This window comes from Pseudomonas sp. G(2018) (genome assembly GCF_005502415.1).
In the GTDB taxonomy this organism is placed as follows: domain Bacteria; phylum Pseudomonadota; class Gammaproteobacteria; order Pseudomonadales; family Pseudomonadaceae; genus Aquipseudomonas.
This window is the reverse complement of record NZ_SCOO01000008.1, coordinates 46437-59965: the sequence shown is the minus strand read 5'-3', so window position 1 is coordinate 59965 and position 13529 is coordinate 46437. Positions and strand designations below refer to the sequence as shown.

Here is a 13529-nt window from a genome sequence, read left to right as displayed (position 1 = left end):
CGCGATGGACCTAACGCCACGGAGTGGCAGGGTCTCAGCGTTATCGTTGACGACCATCGCGAGCAAGCTTTGCTCCTGCTGGTCAACGTACCGGCGGATTCTCACCCAACGGCACCACCGCCATGGTCAACCGCGACACGCAACTGGCCTTGCCCTCGTCGCTGGTCAAGCGAATGTCCCAGACATGGGTCGTGCGGCCGATGTGGATCGGCTTGGCCACCGCCGTCACCCTTCCACTGCGCAAGCCACGAAGATGGTTGGCGTTGATTTCCAGACCCACGCAGTAGAACTTGCTGGAGTCGATGCACAGGAAACTGGCCATGGAACCGACGGTCTCGGCCAGCACCACCGAGGCACCGCCATGCAGCAAGCCGTAAGGCTGATGGGTGCGGTGATCGATGACCATGCTCGCGGTCAAAGAATCGTCATCGACGGCTTCGAAACGGATATCCAGCACTTCGCCGATGGTGTTTTTCTGAAAAGCATTCAACTGTTCGATGTTGGGAATGGTGCGCCACAGACTCATCGCCGATTTTTCCTTGTTGGTTTTATTCGTGTCTCAATCCTGCCACAGCACCACTTCGCTGCGCTCGCTCCATTCTTCGAAGCGGGCGCCATAGGCTGCTTCGATCACGTTGCGCTTGATCTTCAGGGTCGGCGTGAGGAAGCCGTTTTCCACGGCCCAGCTGTCCTTGACCACCACCAGACGCCGCAAGCGCTCGTGCTTATCAAGGGCCGCGTTGACCTCTTCCAGCAGTTTCTCCAGGCTCGAATGCAAGCCGGCGCGCGCCGTTCCGCCTGCGTCCTGCTGCCCCACCGCCGACAGCACGCACAGGCCAAGCGGCGCACTCAAGCCATCGCCCACCACGCACACCTGCTCGATACGCGAATGCACCGCCAGGCGATTTTCGATGGGTGCCGGCGCCACGTATTTGCCTTTGCTGGTCTTGAAGATTTCCTTCAGGCGCCCCGTCAGGCGCAGGTTGCCTTCGGCGTCCTCTTCACCTTTGTCGCCGGTGCGCAGGAAACCGTCCCCGGTGATGGTATCTGCGGTTTTCTGCGGATCCTTGAAGTACCCGAGCATGGTCGCGCCGCTACGCACCTGTACCTCGCCCGACTCATCGATCCGTACTTCGACTTCCGGGCAGGGCTTGCCGATCCAGCCTTCCTTGTACTGGCCCGGCAGGCAAATGTGCGAATAGCCGCAACTTTCGGTCATGCCGTAGACCTCCAGCACATCAAGCCCAAGCTTTTGATACCAGCGCAACAACGTCAGCGGCACTGGCGCGGCGCCGGACAACGCCACGCGCAAGGCATCCAGCCCCAGCCCGGCGAGGACTTTGTGCCCGACGCGATTGCCGATGATCGGCAGGCCAAGCAGGAAGTCGAGGCGTTTTGCCGGAATCTTGCTGTACACCCCCATCTGGAATTTGGTCCAGATGCGCGGCACGCCAAACATCGCCGTCGGCCGGGCGCGGCGCAGATCGTCGAGGAAGGTGTCGAGGCTTTCGGCAAAAAACACAGTTTGCCCGGTGTAGATCGACGCCAGTTCGACGAACATCCGCTCGGCAACGTGACAAAGTGGCAGATAAGACAGCAGTCGGTCCGACTCATTCAGGCCGAACAACTGCGTGCCGCGGGTGGTGGCGAATCCCAGCGTGCCGAAGCTGTGCATCACCCCTTTGGGCATGCCGGTGGTGCCGGAGGTGTAGATGATGGTCGCCAGTTGATCGGCGCCGGGTTTCGGGTCGTCCTGGATCGGCGTGCTGTGTTGCAGATCGGCCCAGCTGAAATCGAAGTCGCCCGGTGGATGCAGCGGCAGGCTGATGGTCACCAGGTCCGGGTTGACCCCACGGGACATGCCGGGCCAGTCATCGAGTTTGCCGATAAAGGCCAGCGCCGCCTCCGAGTGTTCCAGCACCTGGGCCACGGACTCGGCGGTAAGGTTCGGGTACAGCGGCACCGAGACATGCCCGGCCATCCAGATCGCCAGGTCGGCAATGATCCAGTGCGCACAGTTTTTCGAGATCAGGGCGATGTGACTGCCCTGGGGCAGTTCCCGCGACCGCAACCAGTGTGCCGCGCAGCGGGCCTGATGACCGACGTCGGCCCAGGTCAGTGTCTCGACCTGTCCGCCGCCGATGGGCTGGACCAGAAAGCGTTGACGGGGGTGACGGGCCTCACGCTCATAAAACACGTCCAGCGGCAAACGGAAAGCAGCAGACATGCGACTCGCTCCTTTGTTTTTGTTGTGGAGCAAGCGTAGCTAACCAAGCAAGTGCTTGGTTGGATTTTTTACAGAAAAAAACAAAATCAAAAGATCGCAGCCTGCGGCAGCTCCTACAGGGGATTCACATTCCAATGTAGGAGCTGCCGTAGGCTGCGATCTTTTGCTTTACGGATGCTTGATGCTGTTTAGCTTCATCGCCCCGATCAGCAATTCATTGCTTTCCAGCTCAGCCAGGCCGGCGGTGCTGAGCCTCTCCGGCGGATGACCCGCGCCGTGTTGCAGGTAACTGAGCAGATGCCCTACCAGCGGATTATGAGAAACCAGCAGCACATTGGTCACCGACTTCAGCTGGTCGGTAACCCTGTCGGGATCGAAATCCGGGGTCAGCCACTCAACGGTGCGAATCTCCGGTTCGAAACCCAAGGTGTCTTTTACCAGTTGCGCAGTCTGCTGCGCTCGCGTGTAAGGACTGGCATAAATCGCTGTCAGCGGCTGGCCAATCAGGTTGGCGGCAGCAAGCAGTACTTCTGCACGACCGTTAGCAGTCAGTTCCCGTTCCGAATCGTGGGGCTTGGAACCGTGTGGCTCGGCTTCACCATGACGCAATACCCAGAGTTTCATAGCTTGGGTTCCTCATCTCGGGCCGGATGCGGGGCGGGTGCCACGACGTGCGGCGCTTCACCTTCCGGCGTACGCGGCGCTGGCCAATCGGCGAACGGCCAAGGCTTCTGGTCGCTATGAAAACTGCCGAAACGACCGATCTGCGCCAAAAACTGGCTCAGACTATCGCCGAAGTTCATCAGGCTGGCGCTCGGGGCGCCATAGATCAAACGATAGATCAACTGCACCAGCACCAAGGCGCCAAGGATGAATTGCGCCACTTGCCAGACCAGCACAAAGACGATCATCCACAACACCCGCAGCAGGATGGACTCGTATTTGGCTTCTACTTTTTGATCGCTCATGTTTCGCTCCGTTCCTGTTGCGTTGAGGGCTCAGTTGAAGCCGCTGGTGGAAATAAAGTCGACGTCGGTTTTCGGTTCGCCGCGCATCAGCAGCCCGATCACCTGTTCAAGCGTGCGCCCTTCGAACAGGATCGCGTGCAGCCCGGCGACCAGCGGCATGTACACGCCCACTTCCTGGGCTTTGGCCTTGAGTACCTTGAGGGTGTTCACGCCTTCGGCCACTTCGCCCAGACGGTTGACCGCCTCTTCCAGGCTCAACCCCTGGCCGAGGGCAAACCCGACCTGATAGTTACGGCTTTTGGGCGATGAGCAGGTCACGATCAAGTCACCCACGCCCGCCAGACCGAGGAAAGTCATCGGGTTGGCGCCCTGATTCACCGCGAAGCGGGTCATTTCCGCCAGAGCCCGGGTGATCAGCATGCTCTTGGTGTTTTCGCCCATGCCCATTGCCACCGCCATGCCGGCGATGATTGCGTAGACATTTTTCAACGCCCCGCCCAGCTCCACGCCGAAACGGTCGCCGCTGGCGTACACACGAAAGGTACGGCCATGCAGCACGGCTTGAACCCGTTCGCAGAGTTCTTCGTCTTCACTGGCGACCACCGTGGCGGTCAGCGCGTGTTCGGCGATTTCACGGGCCAGGTTCGGCCCGGACAACACGCCGATACGTGCTTGCGGGGCGATCTCTTCGAGGATCTGGCTCATCAGTTTGAAGGTGTGGGCTTCGATGCCCTTGGTCAGGCTTACCAGTAGCTTGCCGCTTAGCCGTTCGGCATGTGGCGCCAGCACCGAGCGCAATGCGCTGGACGGCAATGCGACGAAACTCAGGTCGCAGGCCTCCAGGGTGGCTTGCAGATCGGTGACCGCGGTCACACCCGGCAAAATCTTGATGCCTTTGAGATAACGCGGGTTCTCGCGGTTGACCCGGATGGCCTCGGCCTGTTCGGGGTCACGCATCCACTGCAAGACCTGATGTCCGTTTTCAGCCAGCAGGTTAGCCACGGCGGTACCAAAACTTCCGCCTCCCAGGACCGCAATCGGGCGCTGTTCAGTCATATGCAATCCGTTAATCCATACCAGTGGCGATGTCGGCATTATACGGAGCGGCCCAGTGGCGGCCAGCCCCCGCGTCAATTACCCGCGCACGAGCAAAGAAGTTCGATAAAACCGAGGAAAGTGCTGACATCGTGACTGGAAAAGTGATCCAGCTCGGTTAACATGCGCGCCAACAATTAATAACAAGGATGTGTTGTGTCATTGGGTTCGCCTTCACCCCGCTCGCCGCTGGTACTGGCGCTGGTCTTCAGCTCTCCATTGCTGGCCGACGATCTGTTCCTCGACAGCGATCCGCTGCCGCAAGTGCTCACGGCCACGCGCCTGAAGCAGTCGCCGGCCGCCGTGCCGGGGAGCATGACGGTGATCGACAATGCCCTGATCAACGCCAGCGGTGCCCGCGACATCAGCGAAGTGCTGCGGCTGGTGCCGGGCATGATGGTCGGCAACATCAGCGGCAATCAGGCGGTGGTGAACTATCACGGGACCAATGCCACCGAAGCGCGGCGCATGCAGGTCTTGATCGATGGTCGCTCGGTCTACCGTGCCGGCCTGTCCACGGTGGACTGGAGCGACATTCCGGTGGCCATGGAAGACATCGAGCGCATCGAGGTTTTCCGCGGCCCGAACACCGTCAGCTATGGCGCCAATGCGCTGATGGCGGTGGTCAACATCATCACGCGCAATCCGGCCGACAGCCACGGTACGCGGATGAAAGTCACCCGCGGCCAGCGCGGCATCAACGACTTTTATGCCAGCCAGGGCGTGGGATGGGATGACGGCGACTTGCGCCTGTCGCTGTCCGGCCAGCAGGATGATGGCTTCGACACTGATCGCAACGGCGCCGATTACCGCGACAGCCGCCGCCTGAACCGCTTCAACCTGGCCGTCAGCCAGGCACTCAATGAGCGGCAAAGCATCGATTGGCAATTGAATGCCAAAGAAGGCAGCAACCAGCGGCCTTATACCTACCGGCCGGTGTTTTCCGGGATTACCAGTTCCGGAAACAATTCCGACGTCACCGCCAAGGACTACGCCGGCTCGCTGCGCTGGAACCTCGACATCAATCCCGATCACAGCCTGTACATCCAGGGCTCGGCGCAGCATTGGGATCGACAGCAAACCTGGCGCGCCTGTGATGCCGAGGTGTCGTTCAGCCCGCAGCTGACCGAACTCTGGCAGCTCAACCCGAATTACACCGAACGCCTGGCACGCAACATCGAGCGTTTCATCGGTCCCGGTGCGCCCGCCGGCGGTCCTGGCCAACAGGCATTGGCCAATCAGGTACTCGACCAATGGCGCAACGGCGCCCGGCAGACGGTTTGCGGCGACATCGACCAAAGCACCCGGGAGACACGCTACGACCTCGAACTGCAGGACACCCTGAGCCTGTCCGCTAGCCTGCGCCTGGTCAGCGGCTTGAACTATCGTTACGACCGGGCAGATTCCGAGACCTACTTCAATGGCACCCTTGATGACACCACGTGGCGTGCATTCGGCCAGCTCGAATGGCGTGCCAGTGAACATTGGTTGCTGCAGGGCGGCGCCATGTTCGAAGACACGCAGTTGATCGGCAGCTCGCTGACCCCGAGGGTGGCGGTCAATTACCTGATCAACCCGCGCCATGGTTTGCGCGCGGTGTATTCCGAAGCCATCCGTTCACCGGACATGTTCGAGAACAGCGTCAACTGGAGTTACCAGGTCACCAACCTGCAGCCCGCTGCCTATGGCCGGTCCAGCGCCCGTTATTTCGTCAAGACCCGCGGCCCTGGTGACCTTGATCAAGAACATATGCGATCGCGGGAACTGGGCTACAACGGCTATTTTGCCGAGTGGGGGCTGGCGATCGATGTGAAGCTGTTCCATGACGAGATCACCGGCATGATCAGCGAACCGCTGCGCAACAATCAGTTCATCGCCAGTAACAGCAACACGGCGCGCTTTTCGGGGGCTGAAACCCAACTCGACTGGAGAATCGGCAATGCCGACCGATTGCGCCTGACCTATGCCTACGTCGATGCCGACGCGAGCGATCCCCAAGACGCACGACAGACCGCTAACAACAGCGGTTCCGCCGGCTGGATGCGGGACTGGGGCCATGGCTGGAACAGTGCACTTTTCTACTATGGCGACGATGCACTCAATGGCTATCGGTTCGAGCGGGTCGACACCCGCATTGCCAAACGTATCGGCCTGGGCAAGGCCAGCCTGGAACTGGCCGGCGTACTCCAGCAACGTCTCGATAATCAGCCCACCACCTTCGTCGACAACAACTACGATGAGCGTCGGGTGATGTACTTCAGCGCGGAACTGGCGTTTTAAATGGCACATTGTCCGCCACGCAAGACGCCAGGCATCGGTCGCCTGCTGGCGATGCTGTGCCTGGTGTTCAGCGGCTGGCTGGGCAGTCTTTCGGCCAATGCCGTGGAGATTTTATTGACGGGGGCCGAAGACAGTCCTGGCGTGCAAACCTTCGTCCAGGCCCTGCGCGAATTGCGCCCCGGCGATCGCGTACGCTTCCAGCCGTTGGCCGACCTGCCGTCACCGGGAAAACTGGCGGACGACATCCGCTTGATTCTGCTCGACTTGCCGAGCCTCGATTGGCGCCTGCAAGACGATCAAGGCCCGGCGACACTGGTGTTGCGCATCAGCCGCCTGCAAGCTCGACAACACTTGGGCGACAATCTGCCCCAGTACCTCAGCCTGCTCTGGAGCGACCCGCCGCTGGAGCGTCAATTGCGCCTGACCCGACTGCTACTGCCCCAAGTCAAACGGGTCGGCGTGCTGTACGACGAACACAGCGAGTTTCTATTGAAAGAATTGCGCCGGGCTGCTCTTCCTCTCGGGCTTGAAGTGGTTACCGAGCGATGGGACAACATCCACGACAGCCGTCCATTGCAAACCTTGCTGAACAACAGCGATGTGCTGCTGGGCCTGGATGACCCCGATCTGTACAACCCGAAAACCGCCAAAAACCTGCTGCTCAGCAGTTACTCACGACAACGGGCACTGATCGGCCCCAACGCTGGCTTCGTCAGGGCCGGGAGCCTGGCCAGCACCTACAGCGATCAGAACGACTGGCTAACCATTCTCGATGAATTGCTCGACTTGCCACCCGCTACCTGGCCGCGCACGTACTACCCGCTTCGCTTCAAAGTCTCAAGCAACCCGCAGGTGGCTCGTTCATTAGGTATTGAACAGATAAACGAAGCGTCTGTCGCAACACTGTTGGCTGAAAGAGAACGCCGCCCATGACCTTCCGCCGCCGTTGGGACATCAACACCCGGACCCAGCTCATCAGCCTCGGCCCTGCCCTGCTGCTGACATTGCTGTTGATCAGCTTCTTTACCTTTGTGCGAATCCAGGATCTGCGCCAGGAGCTGAACCACACCGGGCAACTCATCGCCAACCAACTGGCCCCGGCCACCGAATACGGGGTGATTTCCGGCAACAACGAAGTGCTGGAAAGTTTGCTCAAGGCCACACTGGCCACGCCCAACGTACGGTTCCTGGAAATCCAGGACAGCGCCAACCGGATTCTGGTGTATGTCGAACAACCGTCAGCCAACCACGCCCGCCCGCACCAGGTCGAAGTGTTCCAGGCGCCGGTGCGATTGCAACGGATCCCGCTGCACAACGACTTCTTCCAGAACAACAAGGTCGCCACCAACGCCCCCGCCGAGGACTATCTGGGCCGGGTGATCGTCGGCCTGTCCAATGATGCGTTCAGTCAGCGCCAGCAGGAGATCCTGTTCAAGGCCGCGATCCTGGCCCTGTTCGCCCTGCTGTTTACTTTCATCCTCGCCCGGCGCCTGGCGGGCAGCCTGTCGCAACCGATCCGCGACATCGGCAACGCGGTCAAGGCCATCCAGGACGGCGACTACAAAACGCCGCTGCCCATTGTCGATGACACCGAGCTGGGCGCACTGTCGCAGCACATCAATAACCTCGCCAGCGGCCTCGAACAGGCCAGCCGCGAACAGCACCAGGCCATGGCACAGTTGATCCAGACCCGCGAAGAAGCGGAAAAGGCCAACAATGCCAAGTCCGACTTCCTCGCGATGATGAGCCACGAACTGCGCACGCCGATGAATGGCGTGCTGGGCATGCTTCAGTTGCTTGAGACCACGGATATGACGCCGGAGCAGGTCGAATACGCGGCGCTGGCTTCGGAGTCCACCGAGCATTTGCTCAAAGTCATCAACGACATTCTGGATTTCTCACGCATCGAGCGCTCGGAACTGGAGCTGGAACACATTCCGTTCAACCTCGCCGACCTGATCGGCGCCTGTGCGCAGTCGTTCCAGCACAGCGCCGCTCAACGTGGCCTCGATCTGCAATTGCACATTCCGGAGGATATGCGGGAGTTGCAGGTGCAAGGCGATCCGACGCGGATCCGGCAGATTCTGGTCAACCTGATAGGCAACGCGCTGAAATTCACCGAGCAGGGCCGCGTCTCCATCGAACCGCAGTGGCAATCACTGGATCACGAACTGTTGTGGTTCACCTGCACCGTGCGCGACAGCGGGATCGGCATTGCGGCCGAGAGCCTGGAATTGATGTTCAACGCGTTTCAACAGGCCGACAGTTCTATTTCAAGACGTTACGGCGGCACCGGCCTGGGCCTGCCGATTGCCCGCACACTGGCCGAACGCATGGGCGGTACCCTGCGGGCCCAGAGTGAAGAAGGCCGTGGCTCGGTGTTCACGCTGGAAATCCCGCTGGCGCTTTATCAGCAGCCGCTGCCTGTGCTGACGCCGCGGGCGCCCACCGGTAATGATGATGGCGAAGGTCGCAATGTGTTGCTGGTCGAGGACAACCCGGTCAATCAGACGGTCATCGAAGCCATGTTGCGCAGCCTGGGCTTTACTGTCAGCGTCGCCGCCGATGGCGCGCAAGCGGTGCGCAGTGCCGAGAGCCTGATTTTCGAAGCGATCCTGATGGACTGCCGATTACCGGTCATCGATGGTTATGAGGCCACCCGGCAGATTCGCCAGCTGCCCGGTTGCACCGACTTGCCGATCATCGCCCTGACCGCCAATGCCCTGCAGGGGGATCGCGAAGCCTGTTTGTCGGCGGGGATGAACGATTATCTGGCCAAGCCCTTCAAACGTACTGATCTTCAGCAAATTCTGCAGCGCTGGGTGCAGTAGTACAGGCCTTTCGAGCATCTGCGACTGGCGTGAAAGGCGAAAGTGCGGCAGTCTTAGGCACCCGAACAGGCCCGAAAAGGGGCTTGAATAAAAATTTCAGTGCACAAGTGTACATTCATGTCCTTGGTGCTGTGACTTTCACCACAACGCAATAGTCTATGAGTAGGCTGCCGGTTCGAGGCATGAACGCTTCGATCGGCCGGGAAGATTTGCCCCACCTGCCGCATGGGACTATTGAGGAGCTCGCATGACCAAACAAAACGCCTTTACCCGGGAAGACCTGCTGCGCTGCAGTCGCGGTGAGCTGTTCGGCCCAGGTAACGCGCAACTGCCCGCCCCGAACATGCTGATGGTTGATCGCATCACCCTGATCAGCGAAGAGGGTGGCAAGTACGGCAAAGGTGAATTGGTCGCCGAGCTGGATATCACTCCGGACCTGTGGTTCTTCGCCTGCCACTTCGAAGGCGATCCGGTGATGCCGGGCTGCTTGGGCCTCGACGCCATGTGGCAACTGGTCGGCTTCTTCCTCGGTTGGCAAGGCCTGCCAGGCCGCGGTCGCGCCCTGGGTTCGGGCGAAGTGAAATTCTTCGGCCAGGTCCTGCCGACCGCCAAGAAAGTCACCTATAACATTCATATCAAGCGCGTCCTCAAGGGCAAGCTGAACCTGGCCATCGCCGACGGTTCGGTCACTGTCGACGGTCGCGAAATCTACACCGCCGAAGGCCTCCGGGTCGGCGTGTTCACCTCCACTGACAACTTCTAAGGGTTATTCGCATGCGCCGCGTCGTTATCACTGGTCTGGGCATCGTTTCGTGCCTGGGCAATGACAAAGAGACCGTCTCCGCTAACCTGCGTGCAAGCCGCCCTGGCATCCGGTTCAACCCGGAATATGCCGAAATGGGTCTGCGTAGCCAGGTTTCCGGCTCCATTGACCTCAACCTTGAAGAACTGATCGATCGCAAGATCTATCGCTTCGTCGGCCACGCGGCGGCTTATGCCTACCTGGCCATGAAAGACGCCATCACTGACTCCGGCCTGACCGAAGAGCAAGTGTCCAACCCGCGTACCGGCCTGATCGCCGGTTCCGGTGGCGCCTCCACGCTGAACCAGATGGAAGCGCTGGACATCCTGCGCGAGAAAGGCGTCAAGCGCGTCGGCCCATACCGTGTAACGCGGACCATGAGCAGCACTGTTTCCGCTTGCCTGGCCACCCCGTTCAAAATCAAGGGCCTGAACTACTCCATCGCTTCTGCCTGCGCCACCAGTGCTCACTGCATCGGTACCGCCATGGAACAGATCCAGATGGGCAAGCAGGACATCGTTTTTGCCGGCGGCGGTGAAGAAGAACACTGGAGCCAGTCGTTCCTGTTCGACGCCATGGGCGCCCTGTCCAGCAAGCGCAACGACACCCCGGAACAAGCCTCCCGTGCCTACGATGCCGACCGTGACGGTTTCGTCATCGCCGGCGGCGGCGGCATGGTCGTGGTCGAGGAGCTGGAACACGCTCTGGCCCGTGGCGCAAAGATCTACGCGGAAATCGTCGGCTACGGCGCGACCTCCGACGGCTACGACATGGTTGCCCCTAGTGGCGAAGGCGCGATCCGCTGCATGCAGCAGGCGCTGTCCACCGTCGACACCCCGATCGACTACCTGAACACCCACGGCACTTCGACCCCGGTCGGCGACGTCGCGGAAATGAAAGGTGTGCGTGAAGTGTTCGGCGACAAGGCTCCTGCCATCAGCTCCACCAAGAGCCTGTCGGGTCACTCCCTGGGCGCCGCCGGCGTTCACGAAGCGATCTACTGCATGCTGATGATGGAAGGCAACTTCATTGCCGGCTCCGCCAACATCGATGAGCTGGACCCTGAAGTGGCCGACCTGCCGGTACTGACCAAGACCCAGGAAAACGCCAAGATCGACACCGTGATGAGCAACAGCTTCGGTTTCGGTGGCACCAACGCCACCCTGGTACTGAAGCGCTGGCAGGGTAAGTAATCCCCCGCCGCTGAGCCGCACATGAAAACGCCCCGACTGTTCGGGGCGTTTTTTTTCGTCCTGAAAATCACCGCAAAACCTGTGGGAGCTGGCTTGCCTGCGATGGCGTCGGCACTGTAAATATTTATGCTGCCTGATACTCCGCTATCGCTGGCAAGCCAGCTCCCACAGGTCTTTTGGTGTTCAATGCACTAAAGCCAGCCCGCCGTTTTCATCGCTGCGAACATGAAGCTTTTGTCATGAAACCTAACGCCCTGCGACTGAATGCCGCGGTTTTCGCGGGCTGCAGGACTGTTTCCATTTTTGCAAAAAACCCTTTCCAAACTCAGTCGTTTACTTAGCAGGCTAACAAAATCTATAACAGAGTCCTGCACACGCCTTGCTGCAGATAACAGAGATTGGAGCTAGCAGATGACTGTAAAAGTAACTGAACGCGACGATTCACATATGTCCCATGAAGGCGTAGCCGCCGGTGTCCGGATCTGGGATGTGTACCAACAGGACCTGCTGGTCGGGATGTTCCATTCCGAGAAAGACGCCCACAACTACAAGGCCGAACTGGAAATTCTGGAGCAGCAACGAGCGCTACGCTCCGCTTGAGCAATGACTGCATTGAAAACGACAAACCCCGCCATGAGCAGGGTTTGTCGTTGTTGCAGTCTTCAGTCAATCACCACATCAGATCATCAGGGATCTGGTACGCCGCGTACGGATCGTCCTCGGTGCTGACCTCTTCGGTCTTGACGTTCATCTGCACGATGCGCTGCGGATCGCGCTCCTGGATCTTCAGGGCTGCTTCCCGCGGGATCACTTCATAACCGCCGGCGTGATGCACGATGGCCAACGATCCATTGCTGAGCTTGTTGCGCATCAGCGTGTTGACCGAGAGGCGCTTGACCTTCTTGTCGTCGACGAAGTTGTAGTAGTCCTCGGTCGTCAACTTCGGCAGGCGCGTGGCTTCGATCAATTGCTTGACCTGCGCGGCACGGGCCTTGGCCTCGGCTTTTTCCTGCTGCTGGCGGTTGAGCTCCTGATCGCGCTTGACCTTCTCGGCCATGGCTTCCTGGGCGGCACGCTGCTGGGAATCATCCAGTTCGATCTGACCCTTGTGGGCCAGGCGCTGCTGTTTCTGCTTGTCTTTGCTGACCTGCTTGGCCTGCTTCTGGTTGACCAGCCCTGCTTTGAGCAACTGGTCGCGAAGGGAAATGCTCATGGTGCTTATTACTCACTTAGGCAACTGCTCAACCGCAGCTGGGCACATTCTTTTCCTGACGTTTGGCTTCGCCCCATAGGGCGTCCAACTCTTCGAGGGTGCAATCTTCCATGGGACGGTGGGTGTCGCGCAATGCCTGTTCGATAAAACGGAAGCGTCGTTCGAACTTGCTGTTGGCGCCACGCAGCGCGGTTTCCGGGTCGACCTTGAGGTGTCGCGCCAGATTGACCACGGAAAACAGCAGATCGCCGACTTCATCGGCAATTGCCGCTGAATCGTTGTCGGCCATTGCTTCGAGTATTTCATCGAGTTCTTCACGGACCTTGTCCAGCACCGGCAGCGCATCGGGCCAGTCGAAACCGACCTGCCCTGCACGCTTTTGCAACTTGGCCGACCGGGACAACGCCGGCAGCGCGGCGGGAACGTCATCGAGCAAGGACAGTTGTTGCGGGGCATCGGACTTCTCCGCGCGCTCTTCGGCCTTGATCTCTTCCCAACGCTGCTTGACCTGTTCTTCACTCAGACGCGGCACATCCAACGGCGCGTACAGATCGCCGGTGGGGAACACGTGGGGATGACGACGGATCAGCTTGCGGGTGATGCTGTCGACCACTCCATCGAATTCGAAGCGCCCTTCCTCCCGCGCCAGCTGACTGTAATAAACCACCTGGAACAGCAGATCGCCCAGCTCACCCTGCAGGTGACCGAAGTCACCTCGCTCGATGGCGTCGGCGACTTCGTAGGCTTCTTCAAGGGTGTGCGGGACGATGGTGGCGTAGGTTTGCTTGATGTCCCACGGGCAGCCGAACTGCGGGTCGCGCAGGCGGTTCATCAGGTGCAGCAGGTCTTCAAGGCTGTACATCTATCACTCTCACTGCAAATCTCCTGTGGGAGCGGGCTTGCTCGCGAAGGCGTCGTGT

The 13529-nt window shown here is 59.9% G+C and carries 13 protein-coding genes; 6 read left to right on the top strand and 7 right to left on the bottom strand.

Annotated features, from left to right (window positions below; all coding sequences use genetic code 11):
- Positions 1-82: 82 nt before the first annotated feature.
- The 5 genes from FFS64_RS10605 to FFS64_RS10585 all read right to left on the bottom strand — a co-directional run bounded on the left by FFS64_RS10605 (position 83) and on the right by FFS64_RS10585 (position 4251).
- Positions 83-526 carry a hotdog fold thioesterase gene (locus FFS64_RS10605; RefSeq protein WP_137805348.1) on the bottom strand — a complete coding sequence of 148 codons (444 nt, stop codon included), beginning with the start codon at positions 524-526 and terminating at the stop codon, positions 83-85.
- Positions 527-559: 33 nt separating this feature from the next.
- Positions 560-2227 carry an AMP-binding protein gene (locus FFS64_RS10600; RefSeq protein WP_137805347.1) on the bottom strand — a complete coding sequence of 556 codons (1668 nt, stop codon included), beginning with the start codon at positions 2225-2227 and terminating at the stop codon, positions 560-562.
- Between the two features lie 168 nt (positions 2228-2395).
- Positions 2396-2851, bottom strand: coding sequence for a phosphohistidine phosphatase SixA (gene sixA / locus FFS64_RS10595; protein ID WP_137805346.1), 456 nt, complete (start codon positions 2849-2851; stop codon positions 2396-2398).
- Entirely contained in the window at positions 2848-3195 is a 348-nt protein-coding gene (locus FFS64_RS10590) for a DUF4389 domain-containing protein (protein WP_095195762.1), read from the bottom strand. The genes sixA and FFS64_RS10590 overlap by 4 nt, the downstream gene beginning before the upstream one ends.
- A 30-nt stretch (positions 3196-3225) precedes the next feature.
- On the bottom strand, positions 3226-4251 hold the full coding sequence (locus FFS64_RS10585; RefSeq protein ID WP_137805345.1) for an NAD(P)H-dependent glycerol-3-phosphate dehydrogenase: 1026 nt from the start codon (positions 4249-4251) through the stop codon (positions 3226-3228).
- Between the two features lie 195 nt (positions 4252-4446).
- On the opposite strand from FFS64_RS10585, the gene FFS64_RS10580 reads away from it, so the two are divergent.
- The 6 genes from FFS64_RS10580 to FFS64_RS10555 all read left to right on the top strand — a co-directional run bounded on the left by FFS64_RS10580 (position 4447) and on the right by FFS64_RS10555 (position 11996).
- A complete protein-coding gene (locus FFS64_RS10580; protein ID WP_137805344.1) occupies positions 4447-6570 on the top strand; it encodes a TonB-dependent siderophore receptor in 2124 nt (707 codons plus the stop codon).
- Positions 6571-7503, top strand: a complete 933-nt coding sequence (locus FFS64_RS10575) for an ABC transporter substrate-binding protein (RefSeq protein WP_137805343.1) — start codon at positions 6571-6573, stop codon at positions 7501-7503.
- Positions 7500-9401: an ATP-binding protein gene (locus FFS64_RS10570; RefSeq protein WP_137805342.1), complete on the top strand. Its 1902-nt coding sequence runs from the start codon at positions 7500-7502 to the stop codon at positions 9399-9401. Before FFS64_RS10575 ends, FFS64_RS10570 begins: the two co-directional genes overlap by 4 nt.
- 247 nt (positions 9402-9648) lie before the next feature.
- On the top strand, positions 9649-10164 hold the full coding sequence (gene fabA, locus FFS64_RS10565) for a 3-hydroxyacyl-[acyl-carrier-protein] dehydratase FabA (RefSeq protein WP_003179264.1): 516 nt from the start codon (positions 9649-9651) through the stop codon (positions 10162-10164).
- 11 nt (positions 10165-10175) lie between these two features.
- Positions 10176-11396: a beta-ketoacyl-ACP synthase I gene (gene fabB / locus FFS64_RS10560; protein WP_137805341.1), complete on the top strand. Its 1221-nt coding sequence runs from the start codon at positions 10176-10178 to the stop codon at positions 11394-11396.
- A gap of 411 nt (positions 11397-11807) precedes the next feature.
- A complete protein-coding gene (locus FFS64_RS10555; protein WP_137805340.1) occupies positions 11808-11996 on the top strand; it encodes a hypothetical protein in 189 nt (62 codons plus the stop codon).
- Positions 11997-12066: 70 nt separating this feature from the next.
- Here FFS64_RS10555 and FFS64_RS10550 read toward each other — a convergent pair whose 3' ends face one another.
- On the bottom strand, positions 12067-12609 hold the full coding sequence (locus FFS64_RS10550) for a DUF2058 domain-containing protein (protein ID WP_137805339.1): 543 nt from the start codon (positions 12607-12609) through the stop codon (positions 12067-12069).
- Between the two features lie 28 nt (positions 12610-12637).
- Entirely contained in the window at positions 12638-13471 is an 834-nt protein-coding gene (mazG, locus tag FFS64_RS10545; RefSeq protein ID WP_137805338.1) for a nucleoside triphosphate pyrophosphohydrolase, read from the bottom strand.
- Positions 13472-13529 lie beyond the last annotated feature (58 nt).

Bases quoted from the DNA above. Each gene is read 5' to 3' on its own strand.
- FFS64_RS10605 (WP_137805348.1), bottom strand. From the start codon at position 526: ATGAGTCTGTGGCGCACCATTCCCAACATCGAACAGTTGAATGCTTTT.
- FFS64_RS10600 (WP_137805347.1), bottom strand. From the start codon at position 2,227: ATGTCTGCTGCTTTCCGTTTGCCGCTGGACGTGTTTTATGAGCGTGAG.
- sixA (WP_137805346.1), bottom strand. From the start codon at position 2,851: ATGAAACTCTGGGTATTGCGTCATGGTGAAGCCGAGCCACACGGTTCC.
- FFS64_RS10590 (WP_095195762.1), bottom strand. From the start codon at position 3,195: ATGAGCGATCAAAAAGTAGAAGCCAAATACGAGTCCATCCTGCTGCGG.
- FFS64_RS10585 (WP_137805345.1), bottom strand. From the start codon at position 4,251: ATGACTGAACAGCGCCCGATTGCGGTCCTGGGAGGCGGAAGTTTTGGT.
- FFS64_RS10575 (WP_137805343.1), top strand. From the start codon at position 6,571: ATGGCACATTGTCCGCCACGCAAGACGCCAGGCATCGGTCGCCTGCTG.
- FFS64_RS10570 (WP_137805342.1), top strand. From the start codon at position 7,500: ATGACCTTCCGCCGCCGTTGGGACATCAACACCCGGACCCAGCTCATC.
- fabA (WP_003179264.1), top strand. From the start codon at position 9,649: ATGACCAAACAAAACGCCTTTACCCGGGAAGACCTGCTGCGCTGCAGT.
- fabB (WP_137805341.1), top strand. From the start codon at position 10,176: ATGCGCCGCGTCGTTATCACTGGTCTGGGCATCGTTTCGTGCCTGGGC.
- FFS64_RS10555 (WP_137805340.1), top strand. From the start codon at position 11,808: ATGACTGTAAAAGTAACTGAACGCGACGATTCACATATGTCCCATGAA.
- FFS64_RS10550 (WP_137805339.1), bottom strand. From the start codon at position 12,609: ATGAGCATTTCCCTTCGCGACCAGTTGCTCAAAGCAGGGCTGGTCAAC.
- mazG (WP_137805338.1), bottom strand. From the start codon at position 13,471: ATGTACAGCCTTGAAGACCTGCTGCACCTGATGAACCGCCTGCGCGAC.